At 64.3% G+C, this 22,806-nt stretch carries 26 protein-coding genes; 20 read left to right on the top strand and 6 right to left on the bottom strand.

Annotated elements, in window-relative coordinates; all coding sequences use genetic code 11:
• Position 1: 1 nt before the first annotated feature.
• Together NMD1_RS00140 and NMD1_RS00135 are read left to right on the top strand one after the other, a co-directional pair.
• Positions 2 to 1,246 carry a type VI secretion protein ImpB gene (locus NMD1_RS00140; protein ID WP_125953093.1) on the top strand — a complete coding sequence of 415 codons (1,245 nt, stop codon included), beginning with the start codon at positions 2 to 4 and terminating at the stop codon, positions 1,244 to 1,246.
• On the top strand, positions 1,243 to 1,494 hold the full coding sequence (locus NMD1_RS00135) for a hypothetical protein (protein ID WP_125953092.1): 252 nt from the start codon (positions 1,243 to 1,245) through the stop codon (positions 1,492 to 1,494). The genes NMD1_RS00140 and NMD1_RS00135 overlap by 4 nt, the downstream gene beginning before the upstream one ends.
• A 5-nt stretch (positions 1,495 to 1,499) precedes the next feature.
• On the opposite strand, the gene NMD1_RS00130 is transcribed toward NMD1_RS00135, so the two are convergent.
• The 3 genes from NMD1_RS00130 to NMD1_RS00120 all read right to left on the bottom strand — a co-directional run bounded on the left by NMD1_RS00130 (position 1,500) and on the right by NMD1_RS00120 (position 4,157).
• Positions 1,500 to 1,802, bottom strand: coding sequence for a hypothetical protein (locus NMD1_RS00130; RefSeq protein WP_125953091.1), 303 nt, complete (start codon positions 1,800 to 1,802; stop codon positions 1,500 to 1,502).
• Positions 1,803 to 1,856: 54 nt separating this feature from the next.
• On the bottom strand, positions 1,857 to 2,819 hold the full coding sequence (locus NMD1_RS21125) for a CHC2 zinc finger domain-containing protein (protein ID WP_158453828.1): 963 nt from the start codon (positions 2,817 to 2,819) through the stop codon (positions 1,857 to 1,859).
• Positions 2,820 to 3,296: 477 nt separating this feature from the next.
• The gene (locus tag NMD1_RS00120) at positions 3,297 to 4,157 is read right to left on the bottom strand and encodes a GntR family transcriptional regulator (protein ID WP_158453827.1); all 861 of its coding nucleotides are present in this window, start codon (positions 4,155 to 4,157) and stop codon (positions 3,297 to 3,299) included.
• Positions 4,158 to 4,219: 62 nt separating this feature from the next.
• Here NMD1_RS00120 and NMD1_RS00115 point away from each other — a divergent pair, with 62 nt between their 5' ends.
• A complete protein-coding gene (locus tag NMD1_RS00115; RefSeq protein ID WP_158453826.1) occupies positions 4,220 to 6,451 on the top strand; it encodes an EAL domain-containing protein in 2,232 nt (743 codons plus the stop codon).
• A 200-nt stretch (positions 6,452 to 6,651) separates the two neighbouring features.
• Positions 6,652 to 7,020, top strand: coding sequence for a hypothetical protein (locus NMD1_RS00110; protein ID WP_125953088.1), 369 nt, complete (start codon positions 6,652 to 6,654; stop codon positions 7,018 to 7,020).
• A gap of 324 nt (positions 7,021 to 7,344) precedes the next feature.
• Here the strand turns inward: NMD1_RS00110 and repC are convergent, their stop codons facing one another.
• Together repC and NMD1_RS21395 are read right to left on the bottom strand one after the other, a co-directional pair.
• Entirely contained in the window at positions 7,345 to 8,607 is a 1,263-nt protein-coding gene (gene repC / locus NMD1_RS00105; RefSeq protein ID WP_125953087.1) for a replication initiation protein RepC, read from the bottom strand.
• Positions 8,608 to 8,788: 181 nt separating this feature from the next.
• A complete protein-coding gene (locus NMD1_RS21395) occupies positions 8,789 to 9,577 on the bottom strand; it encodes a hypothetical protein (RefSeq protein ID WP_233497255.1) in 789 nt (262 codons plus the stop codon).
• A 41-nt stretch (positions 9,578 to 9,618) separates the two neighbouring features.
• Between NMD1_RS21395 and NMD1_RS21390 the strand changes: the two genes are divergently transcribed.
• Positions 9,619 to 10,113 (top strand): lytic transglycosylase domain-containing protein, encoded by a 495-nt coding sequence (locus NMD1_RS21390; RefSeq protein ID WP_233497254.1) that lies wholly within the window; start codon positions 9,619 to 9,621, stop codon positions 10,111 to 10,113.
• Positions 10,114 to 10,164: 51 nt separating this feature from the next.
• On the opposite strand, the gene NMD1_RS00090 is transcribed toward NMD1_RS21390, so the two are convergent.
• On the bottom strand, positions 10,165 to 10,605 hold the full coding sequence (locus tag NMD1_RS00090; RefSeq protein WP_125953084.1) for a hypothetical protein: 441 nt from the start codon (positions 10,603 to 10,605) through the stop codon (positions 10,165 to 10,167).
• A 360-nt stretch (positions 10,606 to 10,965) separates the two neighbouring features.
• Here NMD1_RS00090 and NMD1_RS00085 point away from each other — a divergent pair, with 360 nt between their 5' ends.
• The 15 genes from NMD1_RS00085 to NMD1_RS00015 all read left to right on the top strand — a co-directional run.
• Entirely contained in the window at positions 10,966 to 11,319 is a 354-nt protein-coding gene (locus NMD1_RS00085; RefSeq protein WP_125953083.1) for a TrbC/VirB2 family protein, read from the top strand.
• A gap of 66 nt (positions 11,320 to 11,385) precedes the next feature.
• On the top strand, positions 11,386 to 11,670 hold the full coding sequence (traL, locus tag NMD1_RS00080) for a type IV conjugative transfer system protein TraL (protein WP_125953082.1): 285 nt from the start codon (positions 11,386 to 11,388) through the stop codon (positions 11,668 to 11,670).
• A gap of 4 nt (positions 11,671 to 11,674) precedes the next feature.
• Positions 11,675 to 12,289: a type IV conjugative transfer system protein TraE gene (locus NMD1_RS00075; protein ID WP_125953081.1), complete on the top strand. Its 615-nt coding sequence runs from the start codon at positions 11,675 to 11,677 to the stop codon at positions 12,287 to 12,289.
• Entirely contained in the window at positions 12,286 to 13,101 is an 816-nt protein-coding gene (locus NMD1_RS00070) for a type-F conjugative transfer system secretin TraK (protein WP_125953080.1), read from the top strand. Before NMD1_RS00075 ends, NMD1_RS00070 begins: the two co-directional genes overlap by 4 nt.
• 88 nt (positions 13,102 to 13,189) lie before the next feature.
• Positions 13,190 to 14,539 (top strand): TrbI/VirB10 family protein, encoded by a 1,350-nt coding sequence (locus tag NMD1_RS00065; RefSeq protein ID WP_125953079.1) that lies wholly within the window; start codon positions 13,190 to 13,192, stop codon positions 14,537 to 14,539.
• Positions 14,540 to 14,553: 14 nt separating this feature from the next.
• Positions 14,554 to 15,459 (top strand): DsbC family protein, encoded by a 906-nt coding sequence (locus tag NMD1_RS00060; protein ID WP_125953078.1) that lies wholly within the window; start codon positions 14,554 to 14,556, stop codon positions 15,457 to 15,459.
• Positions 15,456 to 15,719 carry a hypothetical protein gene (locus NMD1_RS00055; RefSeq protein ID WP_125953077.1) on the top strand — a complete coding sequence of 88 codons (264 nt, stop codon included), beginning with the start codon at positions 15,456 to 15,458 and terminating at the stop codon, positions 15,717 to 15,719. Before NMD1_RS00060 ends, NMD1_RS00055 begins: the two co-directional genes overlap by 4 nt.
• Positions 15,716 to 16,357 carry a hypothetical protein gene (locus tag NMD1_RS00050; RefSeq protein WP_125953076.1) on the top strand — a complete coding sequence of 214 codons (642 nt, stop codon included), beginning with the start codon at positions 15,716 to 15,718 and terminating at the stop codon, positions 16,355 to 16,357. The genes NMD1_RS00055 and NMD1_RS00050 overlap by 4 nt, the downstream gene beginning before the upstream one ends.
• A complete protein-coding gene (traC, locus tag NMD1_RS00045) occupies positions 16,357 to 18,933 on the top strand; it encodes a type IV secretion system protein TraC (protein WP_125953075.1) in 2,577 nt (858 codons plus the stop codon). The genes NMD1_RS00050 and traC overlap by 1 nt, the downstream gene beginning before the upstream one ends.
• 29 nt (positions 18,934 to 18,962) lie before the next feature.
• The gene (locus NMD1_RS00040) at positions 18,963 to 19,298 is read left to right on the top strand and encodes a hypothetical protein (protein ID WP_125953074.1); all 336 of its coding nucleotides are present in this window, start codon (positions 18,963 to 18,965) and stop codon (positions 19,296 to 19,298) included.
• Positions 19,299 to 19,311: 13 nt separating this feature from the next.
• Entirely contained in the window at positions 19,312 to 19,932 is a 621-nt protein-coding gene (locus NMD1_RS00035; RefSeq protein ID WP_125953073.1) for a TrbI F-type domain-containing protein, read from the top strand.
• A complete protein-coding gene (locus tag NMD1_RS00030; RefSeq protein WP_125953072.1) occupies positions 19,913 to 20,494 on the top strand; it encodes a S26 family signal peptidase in 582 nt (193 codons plus the stop codon). Before NMD1_RS00035 ends, NMD1_RS00030 begins: the two co-directional genes overlap by 20 nt.
• Entirely contained in the window at positions 20,494 to 21,135 is a 642-nt protein-coding gene (gene traW / locus NMD1_RS00025; RefSeq protein WP_125953152.1) for a type-F conjugative transfer system protein TraW, read from the top strand. Before NMD1_RS00030 ends, traW begins: the two co-directional genes overlap by 1 nt.
• A gap of 23 nt (positions 21,136 to 21,158) precedes the next feature.
• Positions 21,159 to 22,226: a conjugal transfer pilus assembly protein TraU gene (gene traU / locus NMD1_RS00020; RefSeq protein WP_125953151.1), complete on the top strand. Its 1,068-nt coding sequence runs from the start codon at positions 21,159 to 21,161 to the stop codon at positions 22,224 to 22,226.
• A gap of 8 nt (positions 22,227 to 22,234) precedes the next feature.
• The coding region (locus NMD1_RS00015; protein ID WP_147457716.1) for a type-F conjugative transfer system pilin assembly protein TrbC at positions 22,235 to 22,806 on the top strand (572 nt) is incomplete at its 3' end.

The raw sequence follows: 22,806 nt of genomic DNA, 5'->3' as shown, positions 1-22,806 counted from the left end.
TATGCGCAAGCCGACCACGATCGAACATCTCTATCTGGATTTCGACGGCTTCTTCGCCTCGGTTGAGCAGCTGCGCGATCCGCAGTTGCGTGGACGACCGATCGGCGTGGTGCCTTATGTCGGCGGCCGCTCGACGATCATCGCCGCGTCGCGCGAAGCGAAGGCGAGGGGGGTCAAGAGCATCATGCCGGTTGAGGAGGCGAGGGCGCTTTGCCGGGACCTGGTGCTTGTTCCTCAAAAGCCGGATCTCTATCGCCGCGCGCACAATGCCCTGGTTTCGGAAATCTCGTCCGTCATCCCTGTCGACCAGGTAAAGTCGATCGACGAGGTTTCGTGCTACCTCGATCCCTCGCAACGATCGGAACCGGTCGATCTCGCGAACCGCATCAAGACCACGATCCGCTATAACATTGGCGCCACCCTGACCTGCTCGATCGGCTTCGCCGCCAACCGGCACCTGGCCAAGATCGCGAGCGATACCCGCAAACCCGATGGGTTGACGATCTGGCACCCAGAGGACGTTCCGGCGCAGCTTGCCCGACTCAAGCTCGAGGACATTCCTGGGATCGGCCGATCGATGATCCGTCGGCTTGGGCTCGCCGGCGTCGTCGATGTCACCGGGCTGCTGGCGTTGCAACCCAAGCACGCGCGCGCGCTCTGGCGGAATGTCACCGGGGAGCGCCTGTGGTATGCGCTCCACGGCTACGCGATCGAGAGCCCGGAGACCGAGCGCAATATGTTCGGACACGGCCGCGTCCTGCCACCCGATCAGCGTTCGCTGGGGAACGCGCGGGCCATGGGCCGCCTCCTGCTGACGAAGGCCGCCCGCCGTATGCGGCGATCGAACTTTTATGCGTCGGCGCTGTATCTCTATCTTCGAGGATACGAGCGTGGCTGGGGGGACGTCCACCCGCTCGGGGAGGTCCATGACGATATCGCGATCCTGCAGGCCTATACCAGGCTGTGGGACCATGTCGTTGCGGTCGTGCCGCCGCGGACACAGATTCTGCGCATCATGGTGACGCTCGGCGAGCTGACCGGTGCTGATGCGCGACAGCCCGATCTCTTTGCTGACGACGATCGCGATCGGCAACGCGCAGAAGAATTGATTCGGGCGATGGATGGCCTGAACGCGCGCTACGGACAGACTGTCGTCAGCGTCGGACCTTGGGAGCCGCCGGCGGGAGGCAATGTCGGGACCAAGATCAGCTTCACGCGGATTCCTGAAGCGGAAGACGACTGGTGAGCTGGCTCGATGCCCTCCAGCTGGGCGACCTCGATCCGGCGACGCGCATGGAACTGACGTGTCGGCGCTGCGGCAAGGTGCGGTTCGTCAAACCGTCAGAGCTCCTCGCGCGAGCGGACTATCGTCGCCTGTGGCTTTCTGAGGTTCAGGCCCGAGCGCGCTGCCGGCAGCCCGGGTGTGGCAGCGCCATGCGCCTGGCGCTGCCCGCGGGAGGCAGCGCCAGGGGATTTGTTGGTGGCATTGCATGAGCGGATCATTTGTCGGGTGAGGGCACCGGAATCTGATTGGACAGCGGTCGCGGTAAAACCTGGCCGATCAGTTTCTGTCCGGCATCGAGCATGAACATCGTAACCGCTTCCGCCTTGACCGGGCTGCTGACGTCGGTCAGCTGGTGGCGACACACGAGATCCTTGAACCTTCTGGCGATCGTCAGGCGGACGGTATCGTCCTGTGGCCGCAAATCGCAAACGGTGCTGATGACGGCGACGAGCATCTGCTCGTGGGCGATCTGAATGGCCCGCAACTTTTCGGCGGCGGAAAACTCGGTGTCAGACATTCACGACCTCGGAGCGACCGGCATGTTTGGAGGGGCAGGGGTTCAGAGGGTATTTCACTGGCTTGCCATTTCCTTTCCCAGCAGTTCGTCATTCCAGTCCTCAAAGCGGGCAGGGGGGAACACGGTGTCGACCGTGAGCCCCAGTCCTTCGAAATGCTCCCCGGCTTTGGCAACGGCCGCGCGGCCAGGCGCGTTGTTGTCGCCGGCGAGGGTAACGTGCTCGACGATGGGCGGGAGTTCAACAAAGGGCATCATGCCGGTGCCGAGGGTGATCCAGATCGGCACGCGGTCCTCGCGCAACCGCAGGGTCAGGCCGTCTTCGGGACCTTCGACCAGGATGATGCGCCGTGCTGGGGGTGATAGACGCACGGCACAGCCGCGGATCTGGCCCAGACTGCGCTTGGCTTTGCCGCGCGGCAGTTTGCGGCCGTCTTCGGTGAGAAAGACATGCTGGATGCCACAGATCGCACCGTTCCGATTTTGGGCGGCAAGGAGCAGGGCAGGGGAGCGACGGCCGATGGCTCCTGTTTCCCGGTTGCGCCAGAGGGGCACGCGCCCGAACTTGACGGACCAGGGGAGAGAGCCGGTGATCCCGCGCGCGGCAAGATAGAGTTCGGCAGGCGTTCCGCGCACCGACCGGGCGCTAAGCCATTCGGACCGCGCGTCCTCGATTGCGGCCTGGCGCTTGGCGGAGACTTTGGCAGCTGTCCGGATTGGATCTCGCCGGGAAGCGGCGGGTAGCGCTGCTTCGTCGGACAACGCCCGAACTGCGTCCGGAAAGCTCAACCCCTGTTCATCCATGAGAAAGCGGATGACATCGCCGCCGGCGCCGCAGCCGAAACAATAGTAGAGGCCCTTGTCATCGTTGACCCGGAAGGACGGGGTGTTCTCGTCGTGGAAGGGGCAGAGCCCCACGAATTCGGCCCCGGCGCGGCGGAGTTTGACCTTGCGGCCGATCACGGCGCTGAGAAGGGTCGATGCCCGCAGCGCGTCGAGGTCGTTCTTACTGAAGCGCATTCCACATTGCATGATGAGCCTCCCGGCTTCGGGTATAGCATACAATTACATGTTTTTATGATCGATGTAAGGGCGGAATGTCGCGCGCGCTCGGAGTTCAGGAGCAGGCCAAATGAAAAAGAGCGGCCCCGAACCGATGGTTCAGGGCCGCCCCGGCGGAGAGATCAACTGTGGATGGAGACTAACCGCTTGGCGTGCAAATGCCTATGAAATAGGCGTTTGGCAAGAGTGCCGGCCCTATTTTAATTGATCCCTTTTGGGTGTGTTGCGGTCAGGTGATGCGTCGATGGCCGAAAGAGAGTGTGTCGGATGGCGTGAGCATCCGTCATTTACATATATGCAAATGCATGGATGTATGGGCCGATTTGCAACTGGCGGTCGGGCATTGGCGTTTGCTGCAGCGTACGCAGATTGCCAAAAATCAGGGATGAAAGTGCCGTACCATACGGAAAGCGCTGAACGGGTGCGGCCGAAAAGTCAGGCGGTTAGCGCGGTATGGCCCGTGTGTGGAGCAGTGGCCTTGACCGTCCGGGCAATCCACTGGTCTATATCCGCAATCTCTGGCGCCCCGGTTCCGTAATAGGGCCGCAGGTCGCTGCGGGGAGACTTGGGCGCTTCGACGTCGCCATCGTCATCAAACACGGCTTCGGCCGTCGTCGGCAGTGCCGCAAGCCAGGAAAAATGCTCGGCAGCTGGCGCCAGGATTGAGCGCACCGCCATTTCCACGCCTTGCGCGGCCAATTGGGCTTGCCCGGCCAGAGCGAAGTTCACGGCGTTCTGGAGCTGGCTGCAAAGCCTTTGCAGATCCGCACTGGTCAGCGCCTGAAGACACATTCTGCGAAGGCCCACTGGCACGTGATGATCGAGCGTGGCCTCGGCATGGTGGACGTGTGACTTTGCGCCGATCACGTGGAGCGTTACCAGAATGCCCGACAGGACAAATTGCATATCGCCTGAATCGGTGCGCCCTTCCTCAAAAGCCGCGTTCATCAGCGTGTTGAGGCGGGTCTTATGCAGCGTATCGGCGCGTTCGGCAAAACGAAGAGCGGAATATCCCCATATCGTCGCGCCCAGCGTCCAGGCATCGACGAGATCGTTTTGGGACCAGTTGCGGACGTAGTGACGGCCGCGGGTATCCTGCGTGAAATAGCCTTCCAGGCGCAAGCGGCGCATCGCCTCGCGTGTCGGGGTCGTTCCGCATTCGAAGAAAGAGAGGACCGACGCCGTCTGGATCAGCTGCCCGCCACGCAACCGGCCATCGAGAATGCGTTTGCGCATCTCGAGATAGAGGCGGTCGGTCGCCGTTTCCGCGAAAGATTGGTCCGAAGTGGCATTCATTTGCATCATTCTTTGCCCCAGACTCCCTTGCCATGCAAGATCGCATGGCTATGGGACACCGTGTGCAGCGTTTCCTCAGCTTCCCCGTTCCCCGGAAATATCTTGTCTGGGCACTGGCTTTATCCTTCCTGGTCTCCGCGCTGGACATTTTCGCTCCGTTGGAAACGTTCCACTTTGCAGCCACGATCCCGTTCAGGGAGAGGACGCTCGACAATTACGTTCTGGTCGAGGAAAGCCACGGCTTCGACAATCGTTCGCTGGGCGATCAACGGTTGTTGCTGGCAAAGGCATTGACGGAACTCGACAATGCCGGTGCGAAACGCATCATTATCAACGAATACCTTGATCAGCCATCGACACCAGAGGCCGACACCCGCCTCGGCCAAGCGATAGCCCGGCTGAGCCGTCCCGTGATCGCGGTTCTGGAAGTATTTCCCGCTAACGACGGCCCCATGACGGAGCGGTCTGCGGGTTGGTTACCGGCACTGTCTCTTCACGCGGAAACCTTTCCGGTCGTCCGGGAGGATCCGCCGCTGCCGCAATTACGAAAGAACATCCTTTACGGGAATGCCCTCACGTATTCGCTGTTTCGCAGCCCCAAGGGGTCGATGTCACCCTGGCTACAAACCCGGCAAGGCGTGATCCCGCCAGTGGCCGCGTTGGCCACGGGTGCGACACGGCATTTTGATACAGTAACCCCGGTCAATCCTACGATTGATGGTGATGCCGTCGAAAGATTGTCACTGCTCGATGTGGCATCGGCACGATTTCCGCGCGAGAAAGTCGCCGGGCGCCTCATAATTATCAGTCAAACGGACAGTGCCGGGGTGGGGGCAGGTGGTCCGATTTTCAGCTTCGGCATCAATCGAACGGCACCTGCGCAGCTCATCGTCCAGATGGAGACATATCGCCATGGCGTGCCCATTCAGATTGGGTGGTTGCCCATCTGGTTGGCCGCTCTGGCGCTTCCGCACTTCATGTGGGGGCTCGGTCGACGTGCGTTCAGGTTTCGCCACGCTGCCTACTTCTCGATTGGAGCCTTTTTCACCTTCGGCGCGCTAGCGCGGTGGGCGGTCGATCTGGAGATTGTTCCTGGCATCCTGCTGGCCTGGGTCTATGCCGGGTTGATGCGCTGGAAGCTCGATATCCAGCAGGCCGGCGATGCGTTCCGACTGGTTGACGGCGATACGGGCCTCGCCAACCGCGCGGCATTTGCCGAGGCGGCGATCGCGGCGGGAACGATGGGCGTGTGCTGCATGCGCGTCACATGTCTTGCCGACGACGATGCCGTGCGGGCGCTGCAATCGGCGGCCGAGCGCATCCGGGACCATGGGCTCGCTGATGTGGTATTCCAGACGGCGCCGGAGACGTTGGCGTTTCACGTCGATCTCACGAACATTCACCGGTTGCGCGATACGTTGTACACCGTCGCGTCCGAAACGGGTGTTCCGGGAGGATTGCCAGTCGACACTATGGTGTCAGCGCATACGGGCATTGCGTTTCTCAGCGGCGGAGACATGGCCACGGCCCTGACCAGGGCGGGCGAAGCGGCGCAAAGTGCACAAGCCAGGCGGATCCCCTTTGCTATCGCGCGCTCGGCCCCGACGCAGGAGGCAAACGGTGGGAACAACGTAACGGCTTTGCGTCCCTATCGGCCGGTGCTGAACCTGATGACCGGTCAGATCTGTGGAGCGGAGTTTACGCAAACCATCACCCGGGAAAACAGCGCGCAGGTGATGGTGCAACTGCGCACTGTTCTTAGCCCTCAGGAATACGGCCACCACGATATGCGGCTTTGGCTGAATATCGAGGCGGATCTTCTCGACGATCCGCACCTGTGGGAAGATCTTGGTCATGTCCTTGCTGGCAAACCCGATGTCGCGCAGCGCCTGACTATTGGCGTGGATCGTCTAGAATCGGTCGAGCGTGGCGGCTTGCGCGACAGCCAGCTCATCCGTCTGCGCAAGCTTGGTGTGGAATGTTCGCTGCTTGGCCTCGGACTTGCGAGGAATATGGATTTTGCAACGCTGCGTCGCCTGCGGGCCACCCAAATGAAGCTATCGGAGACCTTTTCCGGTTTCAGCTATATTGCGGGTGAACGCCTGCTACGTGCCAGCGTGGATCTGGGCAGGGATCTTGGACGGTCGATCCTCGTACCCAACCTCACCTCGGCAGCCGATCTTGCCGCGGCCAAAGTTGCCGGGATTGACTATGGTCTCGGCAAGGCGGTTGGCGAAGTCATGGCGCTGGAGGAACTGCTGGCAACCATCGCGCGGCAGCGGAGGGTTTCGTAGACTCGCTTTCGGTAGCGACCACTGCTAGAGCCTCGCGCATCTGCTGGACCAGGGCATAGGCCTCGACGGCAAGCTCGAACGTCCCCCAGGTTGCCTCTTCGTCATAGTATGGATGAGCGGCGGATGGGGCATGTTGCGGCGGTGTCAAAGTGTGCTCTCGTTCCGGATCGATTGGCAAGGAATACAGGCTCTCCCATTTCATGGCAAATGCTGGCTACACCGTCGCCTATACAAGGAACCAGTTTGCCTACCTTGTCGAGGCATTGGCCAGATTCCAGATCGAGAAAGTGAAGCTGGTCGGCTTCAACGCGTTCCTGAGGGCCCTTCTGATCGAGTTTCCCTGGAACGATCCGGCTATGCTGGAAACCGTGATCGGCGATGACTACCTGTTCGAAAAGGCGAGCCATTCCGGAATCAGGTTCGCGGTGCGTTTCGACGATCAGATCGGTGTGTCGTTGCGAGAGGCGCGCCGGATTTATGCCGAGGCGCTGGGGACCCGTATATCCATTTCCACGACACTTCTGGTCCTTGCGCTTTCGTACTTGCGGTCGCCGGAGTTTGCCGAGTGACGGCCCCGCATGATGCGGGCCGCCACATCGACGTCGAGTGCAGGTGCGTCAGCTGTAAAGGTAGCGCAGGAGTGCGCTCCAGAAACTTCGCGTAGCCGGCCTTGGCGCCGGCCGCGGCGCGCGCTTGTTTTTCATGATCAGTGCTCCATCCACGGTTTTCCGCCAGCGTTGTAAAAAACATCGTTAACGGAAATTTGACCATCCACGGATGCACCCTGCTTGGCAAGGATGGGAACGGGGAAACCGGCAATACGGACCGATTTGAGTGTCCAGAGTGTCGATTGAAATGCCGCAAGCGCCCCGTCTTGTGTGACCTCGCAATCCTCATCCGCCCATGTGGTTGTTCGCCTTCTGGCGCTCGCCCCAGATTGACCTGTCGAGGTCAAGCATCCCGGCGGCGGCCTTGGTCACCATCCCGTTGAAGTAGGCGGCGGGTGTCGCATGGATTTCTCCCCGTGCGGATCGCTGGCAGACGATAAACAGGCTCCACATGGTGCGGGCGATCCCCATGGTCTCGAAGCCGCGCCCGAGCAGGCGGGGATTGATCTTCAGCGCGTCGGACAGCCGCGACGCGGAAATGACAAAGGCTTCGTGATCGCTCGATGCCGGGATGAACAACGCGCCCGCTGGAAACAGATGCCGTGCTTCGGCCGGAGTGATGCCGCACGTCATCTCCTCCCCGACCAGCAACCTTTCCCTCACCCCAGATATCGCCGTCGGCGCGCCGTCCTCACCGCTACCCCCCTCCTGGATAGCCGATACAAGAACAGTATCATGTTGCTCGGCTGTAATATGGGGTCCGGAATTTTTTCGGGACTGGTCCGGATTCAAATCCGGACAAGGGGCCTCTGCGCAGCCGATCTGCAGGCGCTTTTCCACATCGAGTGATAGCACAAAGGCCTGGTGCAACAGGGATGTCGCTAAAGGAGCGCTGGGGCGGCCACCGGCAGCGCGCATCTCGTCGGCGATCGATGCAAGGCGTTCGTGCAGGCCGTCATCGGGAGCGGCGGCGAGTTGGCGGCGCATCTGCCGTATCAGCGCGTCCAGTTCGAAGAGCTTCGCGCGGACAACGACCGCCTCGTGCTCGAGCCGGCGCCCTTGTTGCGAGAATTCCGGAAGACGGACGAGCAAGGGCTTGAGCGAGTAGCCTCGGCCTATCCAGGACGTGTGGCGGTCGCGCCGGGCGACACGGCGGTGGTTCTCGGTCTGGTTGTGCGGAATGATGAGGCCGGCGCGCTTCAGCGCGCGAAATATGGTGGTCATGGTGTCGGGTCGGACACCGAGGCGCTCGGCGTACCAGGCGTTGGAAGCGCCGAGCAGGCCGCCACTGGCGGCGAGGTCCTCGGGGCGGACCAGACTGACCAGGCGGATGAGGTGACGCACGTTCGCGCGGGATACATCGAGCGAGCGCGTGTCGTAGCGCGCCAGCAATTCGAGAGCTTTCAGAATGTCGGAGCGCAGCTTTCGCGCATCGTTCACCGGCGGCAGGCTGCGCCATTGCGCGGTGATGGCGGCGGCATAACGCACGGCGTCGCTGGCCGGAGTTATCACGGCATCCGTCGCTTCTGCGTCGTTGGTAATGGTCATGGTGTCAGCCTCCTCACGAGAGGCCGTTCACGGGGCAAAAAAGTCCCGTGGCGCGAAGCGCGCATCGTTGACAGCAATGTCGAGGAGAGCTAGCCAGAACCCACGCCTTAGGGTTCGGTTTGAGCACGCCAAATGCTCAGGCAATCAATCCTGCGATGCCCGGCCTCGTGCCGGGCTTCGTTTATCCGCTCACGGCGTTCTCCGGTTTATCGCAATCGAACAGGGAACCATGGGCCTTGACGGCCCATGGATCGGGAAGGGCGTCGAGCAGGGCTTCGAACGCGTGGTAGCGCGAAAGGCCATGGCGTGATTTGATGCGATCGAGGAAATTGCGCGCATCCTCGGAAATCATCACGTTGCACTCGACATAGTGCGTGGACCGCGAATGGCGGCGCGGCATGACAAGGCTCGCGATGTTCACGCGCTTTTCCGCGGCTTCGAGGTAGGCCGTCGCTATGGCGTGGAGGCTGCGGTAGCCGTAGCGATCGCGCAAGCCGATAACCATGCGATGAAGATCCCTGTGTAGCAGCAGCCTGACCGGGACCAACCCGGCGTCCATCTGGCGCTGGCGATAGGCGTCGCTGTGCCACCCTGATCGCGACCGTCCATGAAAGACAGGGAGGGCATCGAGCTCCTTGCGCATGGCCTTGTGCGGCCTGTCCTCTGCCCGCCAGGTGTTTTGGTGCGAGTCAGGCTCTTGAGCAGGATTTGCCTCTTCGCGATGGTCCACCCATGCCACATCATCGTCTGTTTCTGATCGCCGGATGCCTTTTGCTGTCGACGTCAGCGCATGCGCGGCCTGCGTCTCGTGCCGTTGCGTTGCTGGACTTTTCGGCTCCGGCGGGACCGTCATACGGCTCAGGCATTCCCGCCGAACCACGAACGGCAACTGGTCCCTTGGAAGTGCCGCGCCCTGGCGCGGTGATGCTGCAAGACTGGTCGCGCCCGGAGGCTGTGGCTCCATCTTCATTCTTGCGAATCCCTCGTTGGATGAGGACTGGGGAAGCGCCGGTGGCGATCACGATGCGACCAGTCCTGTCGCCTGCGATCGGCGCGTGTGGGGCGCGGCCGTGGCGGCCGTCGCAACTGATGGGGCAGACCGGCGAGGAGCGCCGGCGCCTGCTCTATCCGCTGATGCAGCAGGTCGCCTGCGAAGCCGGCCTGCCGGTCGGCCTGTTCGATGCGATGCTGATCCAGGAGAGCCGCTACAATCCGTTCGCCGTCAGCACGAAAGGGGCATTCGGTCTTGGCCAGCTGATGCCGGGCACGGCGAGACATCTTGGTGTCGATCGCTATGACCTGCGCGGGAACCTCACAGGGGCCGCACGTTATCTCAAGGCCCATCTCAACGAGTTCGGTCGCGCGGACCTCGCGTTGGCGGCGTACAACGCGGGTCCTGGGCGTGTCCGGACCTCCTATGCCGTGCCGTCTATCCGGGAAACCCGAGGCTACGTTGCCAACATTCTCGCAAACTGGAGCGCGCTTGAGGGACGCACCAGGCCCTAGACACCCGTTTCGGCGGGGATAATTGGGACGATTGCCGCAACCCATGGGAGTTCATGCTCGTCCCAGGGAATAGCGCTGCTCAAACAGGGCATTCTGGCGCGCTTGCCGCTTTTCGACGATCTGGATGAGATATTTCGCGATGTGTTCGGAGATCATGCCCGTTTCGTGGGTACGGAACGGATCAGCCAGATTCATGTCCTGCGACATGAGGTATTCGACCAAGGGAGGCAGGATGTCGGCAATCATCTTGATCGCGGGATTGTCATAGCTGTCCGGGTCCTGAAGGACTTCGACGGCGAGGACGGATCGCAGCCGATCTATCCCCGCGGCGTCAAGCAGCGCTACGAGATGATCGTAGCGCATTTTCCCGCCTTTGAACGCGAAGTGGCTCAGCGTCGATTGGTGCAGTTTGGCGCGGATTGCGATTGATCGCGTGGAGACCGGGTTTTGTCCCATCTGGTTCAGGTACAATTCCCGATAGCGATCACTCAAGGGCATGCGGTCCTCGTTCGATAAGAATACATGCAAATACATGCTTTCCTATGGGTAGGCGATGCGCCTGCGTTGGGCAAGCGTGAATCCGTATGAATTGAAGAGCGCGTGCTTCGGCTGCGCCGGATGGCGGATAAATCCGCCACTCCCTCTAATAAATCCGGCAGAATGATGAATTAATTCGACAGAGTGGCGGAAATTTCCGCCATAAAAATACGTAAAAATGCTGCATGAGAGACATTTTATAGAATATCTCCTACATTGATCTCCAATGCGGCCAGTTCCACCTTGCAAATTCCGGTCCATCTCTTTGTCTGGAATCGTCGTTAATACTGACGGCAAAGCAAATAGGGACATGCTATGGCATTTACGGCTTCACTTGCCAGGTGGGATGGCTTCAAGAATACGGTCTCCGACCGCAAACTGGAGAACCTGCTTTTCGCGCTGCTGATGGTGGCCCTTGCGGTCGCCCTCTTCGCCGTACCGGCGCTGGCCGGCACGGACACGACCTTCGACACCGCCTTCACCAAGTTCTCGGGCTTCCTCGAAGGTTCGGGCGGCAAGATCATCACCCTGATCTCGCTGGTCGGCGGCCTGATCGGCCTCGCTTCGGGCCGGTTCTCGATGGCCCAGATCGCCATTCCCGTGGGCGTCGGCATCGGCGTCGGCACGGGTATCCCGATCGTCACCTCGACGATCACCGCGATCATCTGACGTAATCCGGTGACGATCGCACGGGGGCTGCGCCTCCGCTGATCGTTCCGGGGGAGAGGGGCGGCGATGGATCGCTATGTCATTCCTGCACGGCTTGATGAGCCCGAGCGGATCGGCCTGTGGACTCTCGACGAGTTCGCCTGCCTCGCGATCCCGTTCGTGGTCGGCATCATGACCGAGCATGTGCTTGTCGGCATTGCATTGGGTTTCCTGGGTTGGTGGGGTCTGCGAAAGGCAAAAGCTGGTCGTGCCACGTCCTGGCTTCTTCATGCATGCTACTGGTACCTGCCGCAGGGCATGACCGGCCTTCGCGCCGTCCCGCCTTCCTACCTCAGACTCATGGCGGGATAGTCTCATGGAAATCGGCTTCAGCCAGGCGCAGGCGCAGCGCGTCCTCAAACAGCGCAACATGCTGGTCCTCACCAGCATCGGCCTTGGCGTCGTCGCGATGCTGGCGCTGATCGCCGCCTCGGCGCGCGACCGGCAGGTCGTGCTGCAACCGGTTCTGACGCGCAGCATCGAGATCTCGAGTGCGAGGCTTGGCAAGGACTACCTCGAACTGGTGACGCGCGACGCGACCGTGCTCATGCTCAACCGCACGCCGGCGAACGCCCAATACTGGATGGATTCGGTGCTGCGGATCGTCCACCCCTCGGCCTACGGCCGGATCAAGGGCGAGCTGCTGCGCATCGTCAACGACCAGCGCGGCTCCAGCGTTGCGCAGTTCTTCACGATCGAAGCGATGAAAGTCGACCCCGAGCACCTGACGTCCGAAGTGACGGGCGTGCTGCACACCATGGTTGGCCGGCAGGAAGTGGCGGCGCTCAAGCGCACGTTCCGCTTCGACTGGAGCTACACCGGCGTCGAACTGCGCCTCGTCGGCTTCGGCGCGGTCAGCGCTCCCGGCGCGCCCGTTGAAGCCGCAGCCGAAGCTGCGACCGCGGCGCCCTCAACAGGAACACAGCCATGAACGGATCGGCCGATTACGCCTGCCTTGCCGGCGGCGCCATGCTGCTTGCGCGCCTCGACAACCGTGGCGCGCAATGGGTGGGCTGCACCCTCTTTGCCGCCGGCGTTCTCTTCGCCACCCCTGCCTGGGCCGACCAGACCCTGATGGTCGAGGACAATGCGCGCGTCGAATGCGTCGCCTCGCAGAAGGACCTCACGCGTATCAGCCTTGTCGACGATGCCTTCGCCAGCGTCTCCAAGGTACAGCCCGACAATCCGCTCGAGGATTTCTCGGTCGTCAACGAGCCGACGCGGGGTGACATCTATCTTTCGGTCCCGGGCGGGTTCAAGGCGAAGGCGCTCTCGTTCTTCGGAACGTCGAAGAAGGGTTTCGTCTACAAGTTCGCCTGCCGCATCGACGCTGTCGAGGCGCAGCAGATCTTTCTCTCCAATCCCGGAGCGGCAGCCGCTGCAAAGAGCGCGGATGCCGACGAGGGGGACCAGCAGGCGCCCGATCTCGACGAGACGGCGGTGCGGCTTGTCCAGGCCATGGCGGGACAGAAGGTCGTGCCCGGCTTCCATATGGAAAAGGCCGCGCTGGTGCTGGTGCGGGCAGGGGATGTCACCGTCCAGCTCCTTGCCCAGTACCGCGGCCTCGACCTGATGGGGCGGGTGCTGCGGATTGAGAACACCGGCAAGGCGCCGGTGGACCTCGAGGAGGCGCAGGTGGCGCCGGCTGACGCGGTCGCGGTGTCGATCGCCTCGCCCCGTCTCGAGCCGCGCCAGGTGACGACAGCTTATGTCGTCACGCGCCGCACCGTGCCGGGATCATGAGCATGGACGGTTGGCCCCCCCTGGACTTCCCGTCCCCGGCCCCGCGACCGCGTCACGGCGGCGCTATTGAGCAGCACGAGGTTTTGCAATGGCATTGAGCGATCTGTTTCAGCGCAAGGGCGCACGCAGGGCGGCGCCCGATCTCAACGCCGCCCCGATGCCGGCGACGGACCTCGCCGGCAACGACGCCGTTCTGCGCCGGCAGCGCATGGCGCTCTACGCCGGCGGCGCGGTGGTGGTCGTGCTGTGTGGTTGGTGGCTCTTCGCCGACAGCGGAACAAAGCCGACCGGCCCCGAGACGCCCAAAGGCGGCCAGCAGATTTCCGTGTCCACCGACGATCTCGGCGCGCGCAACCTCTCGGAGAAGGAGTGGATTGCGATGTCGGAGAACCGCCTGCAGGCGCAGGACAACCAGTTGCGCCGGATGGCGGGGCAGGGCGACCAGCTTGCGCAGCTGAAGACCCAGCTCGACGCGCTGCGTTCGGAAAACTCCAACATGGCGGCCGATGGCACCAAGGTGGTCTCGGCCTACGAGGACGAGAACCGCAACCTGCGCCAGCAACTGGCGGCCGCGCAATCGGGTGCGGCGAGCGCGGCGGCGGCAGGACCGCGCGCCCTCTACGGCGCCGGTGGTCCATCGTCATACCAGGGCTTTGGCGCGAGCAGTGTTCCGGGCGGGTCCCCGCTGGCGGCTGCCCCACGCTCCGAACTCAAGGTCATCAGCTTCACAGGCTCGCCTGCCGGCGCCACCGGCACCGCCAGGCCTGCCGATCGCGGCAACACGATCTATACGGACAGCCCCAACTACCTGCCGGCGAACAGCTACGCCAGGGCGCGCGTCATCGTTGGCGTCGATGCCGCGTCCAATGTGCAATCGCAGTCCGATCCCCTGCCGGTGGTCCTGCGCATCACCGGCCCGGCGCGCTCGGTCGCGCAGAACGGCAAGGTGCTGACCACGCGGATCGACGGCTGCCTCGTCAATGGCGCGGCGCGCGGCGATCTGTCCTCGGAGAAGGTCTACGTCCGGCTCGCGAAGATGACCTGTCCGCAGCCGGGGGGCCGCTTTGCGGAAAGCGAGGTCAAGGGCTTCGTCGCCTTCGGCGGCAAGACCGGGGTCCGCGGCCGCGTGGTGAGCCGCGAGGGCAGCCTCACGATGCAGGCGTTCTTCGCCGGCCTAGTCGGCGGGGTGGGCAAGGGCTTTTCCGTGAACACGCGCGCCTACCTCACCGGCGCGCAGACGGTCGTCAACGGCGAGCGCCCGAAGCTGTCGGCCGGCGATATCGCTCAAGGGGGCCTTGGCGAGGGCATCGCGCAGGCCGGTGACCGGCTATCGCAATACCTCATCGAACGGGCCGAGCAGTATCAGCCCGTCATCGAGATGCCGACCGGCATCGATGTCGAGATCGTGTTCCTCGAAGGCACGTTCATCCGCAACTGAAGGTTACCTCAGCCATGAAAATCCCCAGCAAGCTCAAGAGCGGAACACTCAAGAGCGGGACACTGGGCGCCGGACTTCTCGGTGCCCTGGGCGCGCTCAGCGTTTCGGCAGGCGTCTATGCCGCCGATCGCCACATCGATGCCCGCCACGTCACCGACCTCCTGAAGACCCGCCTGCCAAAGACCGAGGTCGGCACGATGGACTGCGACAAGGTTGGCGGGCTCTGCGAGGTCGTGGCCGGCAAGAGCCTGTTCTACGTCGACCACGGCGCGCGCTACCTGTTCATCGGCCGCGTCTATGACATGCAGACGCGCCAGGACCTCACCGCCGCCAAGCTGCTCGAGATCAATCCCGGCCTGCTCCTGGGCGGAGCGGCCCATGCGGGATCACGCGAGGAGGAGGGCGCGGAATCGCCCGCTGCGGCCATGGCCGCGCATGGCGGCGTTCCTGCTGGCGCGGTGGCAGGCCCAGGGGCAGGCGCCGGGCAGGCGGCAACCGCGCGCCGGGTGGACCTTTCGAAGCTGGGTCCGGCGGGCGCGGTGGTCTGGGGCAAGCCGGACGGGACCCCGGTCACGATCTTCACCGATTTTCATTGTGGGTATTGCCGCGCGCTGGTGAACCAGCTCGAGACGATGAACGTGCGCGTGATCGAGCGGCCGATCTCGACGCTTGGCAGCCGCGACATAGCCAACCGCGTGCTCTGCGCGCGCGACAAGGGGCGTGCGGTCCGCGCGGCCTATGCCGGTGAGGCGCTGCCGGCAGCCACGTGCGACACCAGCGGGCTTGACGCCAACGAGCAGTTCGCGCGCGTCAACGCCTTCTCCGGCACGCCGGTGATCGTGCGCTCCGATGGCGAGATGCTCGAGGGCTACCGCTCGCGCGACATTCTCGAGCCCTGGCTGAAGGCGGCGCGGCGATGAACCGGCATCGGGTCACGATCGCGCTGTTGATCGGTGTTGAACTGGCGGGTCTGGCGGTGCTCTTCGCGATCAGCAGCCAGGCGGTGACGGCGCTCGGGCACTCCGATCCCGTCGGATGGCGGCCGATGTTCGTCGCACTCAAGGCCTTGTCCGCATGGGCAGGCCTGATGGGCCTGTTTCTTTCCGGGGGAATGGCGTTGCGATCGAACCGCAACCCGCGGCCTGCACCCGTAACGATCAGCCGGAGCATCCTGCCATGAAGCGTATGGCCGCTATCAGCAGCGCAGCCGTATCCTGCGCAATCCTTGCCGGCTGCGTCAGCCTTGGTGGCAACGTCAAGGGGAACTTCGTGTGCCGTGCCCCCGACGGCATGTGCGCACCCACCTCGAAGATCGACGACCAGGCGCTGACGGTCATGGGCGGCGATGGCTCCGCGCCGGCCGGATCGCCGGATGCGTCCCCGACCAGTTCGACGGCGCATTCGGCGCACGCGCTGAAGGTCGTGCTGCCGGCACGCGCGGACCGCTTCGGGCGCTGGCGCGGGCAATCGGTCGTCTATGTCGAGCCCGACGCCATGGCGGGGAAGGGCGCGCCAGCGCCGGTGCAACAGAGCACAGCGGCACCGGCTCGCCTGTCCTATGCGGAACTTGCCGCCGGTGCCCCCGGCCTTGCCGCGTTCGACCAGGCCCTCACTATCAATGGCGAGAGCGCGGCAACGGTGTCTCCGTCAGCATCCATCCGCCAACAGGTCGAGCAGACGCTGGGCAAGTCGACGGCGGGAGCGGGCGCCACGGCGCCAGCTACTCCGGCGCCCTCGGCGTCCACGTCGGCCGCCGCCGCACCCGTCCGTGCCCCGTCCTTCCCGGCCGCCACGACCACGATCGCGGGAGAACACTGATGGCCTTCTTCGACGGTCTTGTCGCGGATCTCTTCGGCGGCCCCCGCAAGGTCGATGCCGCGCCGCCCGAAGCCGCGATCCCCATGCTGGCGCACTGGCTGCCCTACCGCAGCTTCGATCCGAAGACCCAGCTCTACTACAACAACGCCTCGCGCGGCTTCATCCTCGAGATCTCGCCGCTGGTCGGCGCGGACGACCGCACCAGCGAGATCATCGCCCAGTTCCTGTCCGAAGGTATCCCGGAGCGCACCTGCGTCCAGATCGTGCAGTGGCAGAGCCCGCGCGTCTCGGGCAAGATCGGCATGTGGTACATGCCGCGCAGCGATGCGGGCGGCATCTACGAACGCATGGCGCAGCACCGCTGCGATCATATCAAGGCCGGTGTCTGGGCGAGCCTGTCGCGCGACGCCCCCTTCCACTTGCGCTCGCATCGCGTGATCGTGTCTCTCGGCGTTCCCGAAGGATCGAAGACCACGGACGTGGAACTCGTGGCCTTGCGCGATTCGATGATCGCGATGCTGCGCTCGATCGATGTGCACAGCATGGTCATCGATCCGGTCGGCCTGATGGCGCTGATCGACGACTTCACCTCGCCCACGACCTCGGGCGTCGAGGACGTCACCGACTACAACCCGTTCGATCCCATCGCCGACCAGGCCGTGCGCCGCGATATGGAGATCCGGGTCGAGCCGACGCGGATCGTGCTGAGGACCGAGCGGTTCCGGGCGATGGGCAACCTCACCGACGGCACGCCCGATATCGGCGAAGTGCGCCCCGATCACTTTGACATTCGATCCTATGCGGTGCGCAACCTGCCGCCCCGCTGGACGGCGTGGGATACCGCGCGGCTGATCGGCGATCCGTTCATCGACAAGCTGCGCATGCCGTGCCCGGTCGCGACCGTGCTGGCGCTCGAATATCCCGACGAGCAGGCCGCAACCGCACGGGCGAGCTTCAAGTTCATGCGCACCACCAGCCTTGCCGATTCCCGCTCGGCCCGCTGGATGCCGCAGCTCAAGGACCAGAGCCGCGAGTGGGAATATGTCCAGGAGCAGCTGCGCCAGGGCCAGAAGCTCGTGCGGGTCTATTACGGCGTCACCAGCTTCTCGACCTACGGGATGGGCGATGCCCACGAGCGCAACCTCAAGGCGATCTACAAGTCGGCGGGGTGGGAGCTGCAGGACGAGCGCTACATGCAGATGCCGGGACTGCTCGCGGTCATGCCGATGACCATGGCCAACGGCCTCGCCCGCGACTTCGAACGGTTGAAGCGCATGCGCACGATGCTGACGACCACTGTCGCCAACATCGCGCCGATGCAGGGCGAGTACACCGGCTCGGCGGTTCCGCACATGCTGCTGCTGGGCCGGCGCGGCCAGCCCTTCTTCTGGTCGCCGTTCGAGAACGCCGCGGGCAACCACAATGTTGCGGTCTTCGGCAAATCCGGGTCGGGCAAGTCCGTGGCGCTGCAGGAGATCACCGCGGCGCTGGTCGGCGCCGGCGCGAAAGTCATCGTGATCGACGATGGCCGCAGCTTCGAGCACTCGTGCAAGCTGCAGGGCGGGGAGTTCGTCGAGTTCACCATGAACGGCGGGTTGCGCCTCAACCCGTTCTCGATGATCGATGCGGCCGAAGCGGACAGCAACGACGACTACAAGCTCGACTCCATTTCCATGCTGAAGGCGATCGTCGGCCAGATGGCGCGCCCCTCGAGCCGGCTCGACGATACCGAGGCGGGCCTGGTCGATGGCGCGGTCAATGCCGAGTGGGAAGCCGAACGCGACAACGGTTCGATCGACGGGGTGATCCGGGCGCTCGAGGCCTCGGGGCATCCGGCGGGCCAGGCGCTGGCGATTGGCATGCGCCCGTTCTCAAGAGCGGGCACTTACGGCAAGTTCTTCACGGGCCGCGCTTCGCTGCGGATCGGGGCAGCGCTGACCGTGTTCGAGCTGTCCGACCTCGCCTCGCGCGAGGAACTGCGCTCGGTGGTGCTGAGCGCGATCATGTTCCTGTCGAGCCAGGCGATGCGCGAGGACCGCGCGACGCGCAAGGCGCTGCTGCTCGACGAGGCGTGGGCCATGCTCAAGGGCGGCTCGATGGCCGACTTCATCGAGGCCTATGCCCGCACCTGCCGCAAGTACGGCGGATCGCTGATCACCGCGACGCAATCGCTCAACGACTACTACAAGTCCGATGGCTCGGTGGCGGCGCTGGAGAACAGCGACTGGTCGATCGTGCTCCAGCAGAAGCCCGACACCATCTCGGACTTCACCAAACACGGTCGCTTCGACCTGAGCGATGGCAGCGAGGCGCTGATGCGCTCGCTCAAGCGCAATGGCACCGAATATTCCGATCTCATGATCCGTGGCCCGGAAACGCTCGCCCTGGGCCGGCTCGTGCTCGACCCCTATTCCGCGACGGTGTTCTCCTCGAGCTCGCAGGTCTTCGCCGCGGTCGAGCGGCTAGTCGATCGCGGCTTCCCGATGGCGCAGGCGATCGAGCGCATCGCCTATCCCGATGATCCGGGCAAGTGGACGCCGCTTGAGGGCATCGAGGGACTGGAGGCGGCGGAATGAGGGCTCCGGCATCTGCGCCCGGGCCTGAGATGGAGGCAACGCGCTCCCCGCGCCAATCTCGGCGCTCGTCGTTCTTCTACTGGACGATCGCGCTTGGCGCATGGGCCTTTATCAACGCGCTCGCCGCGCTCGGCCTTCTGATCGGCCTGTTCATCCTGATGGCGAACGCGAGCTTCGAGGGCTTCTTCCGCGAGGGCCTGAACCTTTCGGAGCATTACCTCTCCGCGCCGCACGCCGCCCGCGCCGAGTTCGCGATGGTGGTCTTCGTCGCGTTCGATCTCGTCTTTGCCGTGCTGTGCCTGTCGCGCCTGTCGGCGCTTCGACACGCCGCAGCGTCGGCGATCTCCCCTTCCACGCCTTCCTGAAAGTAGCTTCTCCATGGCCACTACCGCACCATCGTTGCCGGACCGCGACCCTTCAAGCACCCAGGCCGGGACGGATACCCCTGTTCCGGACATCGCACCGGCCAAGCGCCGGCGTGGCTTTGCCGGTTTCAGCTGGGGCCAGATCCTCGGCGGTGCGGCCGTCGCCGGCGCCCTGCTGTGGGGCGCCTGGATCACGCGCGATGTGCATGCGCTCAAGGACAGGCGGATCGTCTCGGTCAATCTGGCGGCGATGGCCAACGACTTCGTGATGGCCGAGGCCCGGGCGGGCAACAGCCCCGAGCAGACCGAGGCCGACACGCGCCAGTACATGGCGGCGCTGCAGGCGGTGCTCAGGCACCGGGCCGCTACGGGCGAGACCATCCTTGTCGGCGAGGCCGTGGTGTCCTCCTCCACGCCCAACATCACGGCCGAGGTGCGCAAGGCGGTGGGCAAGGTGATGCTCGCCAATCCCGCGCCGCGCGTGGCCTCGCCGCCGGCGGGCGGGGCCGCGCAGCCAGGCACCGGCAATGCCGGTGTCCCAGGAACGGTCGGGCAGGGTGGCGTGATGCCGTCCCAGATCCCTTCGTCGGGTGCAATGATCACGGGATCGGGCAATGGCGTTGCTGGCCAGTAATTCGTCCCCTCCTCATTCCCGGGCCAGTTCCTCGCGGAAGCGGTGGATCGCCGGCGCCGGCCTTGTTGCCGCGCTCGTGCTGTGGCGCGGCGTCGACGACTTCGCGCGCGCGCACCTGTTCCTCATCAACCGCTCACCCTCGCTGCCCAACTGGGCCTACTTCGTCGAGCGCGGCGCCTTGCCGGCACGGGGGCAGGTTGCCTTCTTCCTGCCGCCCCGGAACGCACTCGTTGAGGCGCACTTCGGCAAGCGGCCATCGCCATTCGGCAAGATCGCGCTTGGCATGCCAGGAGACGTGATCGAACACCGCGGTGACGACGTGGTGCTGATCCGTGCCCCATCCGGAAACGACCCGCGCCAGGGCACGAGGTCGGTGATCGGTCATATGAAGCCGCTTTCGGCCGCCGGCGAAGTGCTGGCGCCGGGTCCTGTCGGACGTATCCCCGAGGGCTGCTACTACATGGGCAGCGCTCACAAGGACGGCTTCGACAGCCGCTATGCCGCGATCGGCTTCGTGTGCCGCCGCCAGATCGTCGGCGTTGCCAGGGGAGTCCTGCTGTGATGCGGGGGAGGGGCCTTGCCGCTCTCGTAGCGTGCGTGGGCGCAGGATCGGTCGCCGTTCCCACATCGGCAAGGGACTATGGCCAGCACGGCGCGGTCTTCGCGGTCGTTGAGCCGGATCTTCTCGCCGTGATCCGCAACAAGCTCACGCACCTGCAGACGACGGGCGCGCTCGAGCGGATGAACCAGGAGTTCGCCCGTCGGAGCGAGGCGCGCATTCGCAGGCCCGATCCGGTGGCTGGCATTGCTCTTGCCACGTGGCCGCGCAGCTGGACTTACGATCCGGCGATCACCATCGATCACGACATCTTCGATACGAAGGGCAACGCGATCGCGCGCGCGGGCCAGCGCGTCAATCCGCTCGACTTCGTGACCGTGCGCCAGAGTCTCGTCTTCATCGACGCGGACGATCGCGACCAGTTCGACTGGGCAATGCGCCGCTATACCGATGTCACCGCGAAGATCGTCATGGTCAAGGGCGCGCCGCTCGAGGCGATGACGCGCTTCCAGCGCCGGTTCTACTTCGATCAGGGCGGATACCTGACCACGCGCTTTGGCATCCGCGCGGTTCCCGCGGTCGTCGAGCCCGCCGGCAAGGTCATGCGCGTTTCAGAAATCCCCGTCAGCGTCGGCAGGAAGTGATCATGATGCCGGTCCGAATATCCATGCCGCTCTCGGTTCGGCTCCCTGTGCGGTTTGGGGCGGTCGGCAGGATCGTCACCGTGGCGCTGCTCGGTCTCGCGTTGCTGGTCAGCCTGCCTGGCAAGCCCCGCGCGGCCGATGCCGTGACCAGCGCCAGCGCGCCCGCCAAATGCACCGGCCGTTTCGTCAATCCGATCACCGACGTGTGCTGGTCGTGCCTCTTCCCGCTGTCGATCGGCGCGCTGAAGATCTTTCCGGGGGACCGGCCCGATACCGACAATCCCTCGCTTCCGGTCTGCGCCTGCGGCTCGCCGCTCCCGCGCATCGGTTTTGCGTTCGGCTTCTGGGAGCCGGTCCGCCTCGCTGACGTGACGGTCAAGCCCTGGTGCTTCTCGAGTCTTGGCGGCACGCGCATCGCCCCGGGTTTCGACATCGGGTACGGGCGCGCCGCGTCCTCGCGCGATGGCCGCAACGGCGGCGCCAAGTGGAACGTCCACTGGTATGTCTATCCGCTCCTCTACTGGATGGAGATCCTGACGGACGTCGCCTGCATGGAGCAGTCCTCGTTCGACATTGCCTATGTCACCGAGATCGATCCGCTCTGGCAGGACGATACCCTGACCGCGCTGATCAATCCCGAGGTCGCCGTCTTCGCCAACCCGATCGCGCAGGTGGCCTGTGCCGCCGACTGTGGCGCGGCGACGCTGAAGCTCCCGCTCGATCCGCTGTTCTGGTGCGCGGGCTGCCTTGGCTCGATGTACCCGATGGACGGCAATATCGCCGAGCATGTGGGCGAGGTGCAGTCGAGCCGGCTTGCCCTCTCGCGCTTTGCCTACAAGCTGCACCGCGAAGGCGTCGCTTGGGGGACGATGGGCTCGAAGGGCCTGTGCGGCAAGTACGTCATGCCGATCATGCGCAAGCAGCAGTACCGGTTCCAGGCGACGATTCCCTCGCCGATGGTCAAGGGCCGTTACGCCTGCCCGCCGATCGGCTCCTCCGACATGAAGCCCGGCTCGGGCAATGCGATCCCCGCGACGGGTGAGGACATGGGCTACCTCGTGTGGCGCAAACGAAACTGCTGCGTCCTGTGAGGAAGAGCATGACAACCATCAAGCGCATGGCGCTCTTGCCGCTGGGCCTCATCGCGCTTGCCGGCACCGGCTATGCCGTCGCGCAGAACGTCGAGGGCCTCGACATCCAGGCGGTGCTGGCGCGAGGCAAGGCCGGGGAGGACGACGCGCAGGCGCTGGCCAGTGAAGTCTTGCGCCGCAGCGAGGCGTTGCGCGAGGATGCAAGGGCCACGGCTGAAGCCGGCCAGCGCGCCATGACGCAGAGTCTGCCCCGCCTCGGCGGTGGCCCTGCAGGTCTCGTCGATTTCGATGCGCTGGTGAAGACGGCTGCCGACACCGGCGCCGACCATGGCCGTGCCCCGCAGCTGATTGTGTTCGCATCGTTGGCGATGCCGCCGCAGTCGCTGAAAGCGCTGATCCGCGACACTGCCCGCGCCGGCGGTTCGGTCGTCTTCAACGGGTTTCCGGGGAACTCGATGAAAGCCTTTCAGCAAGGCATCCTCAAGGTCGTCGACAACCAGGACGACTATGGCAACATCGGCATCGATCCGAGGCTGTTCCGCGCGTTCCATGTGACGGCGGTTCCCGCCGTGGCGGGGGT

The organism is Novosphingobium sp. MD-1 (assembly GCF_001014975.1).
In the GTDB taxonomy this organism is placed as follows: Bacteria; Pseudomonadota; Alphaproteobacteria; order Sphingomonadales; family Sphingomonadaceae; genus Novosphingobium.
The sequence above is the reverse complement of the archived record's forward strand: the minus strand, read 5'-3'. Positions and strand labels throughout refer to the sequence as shown.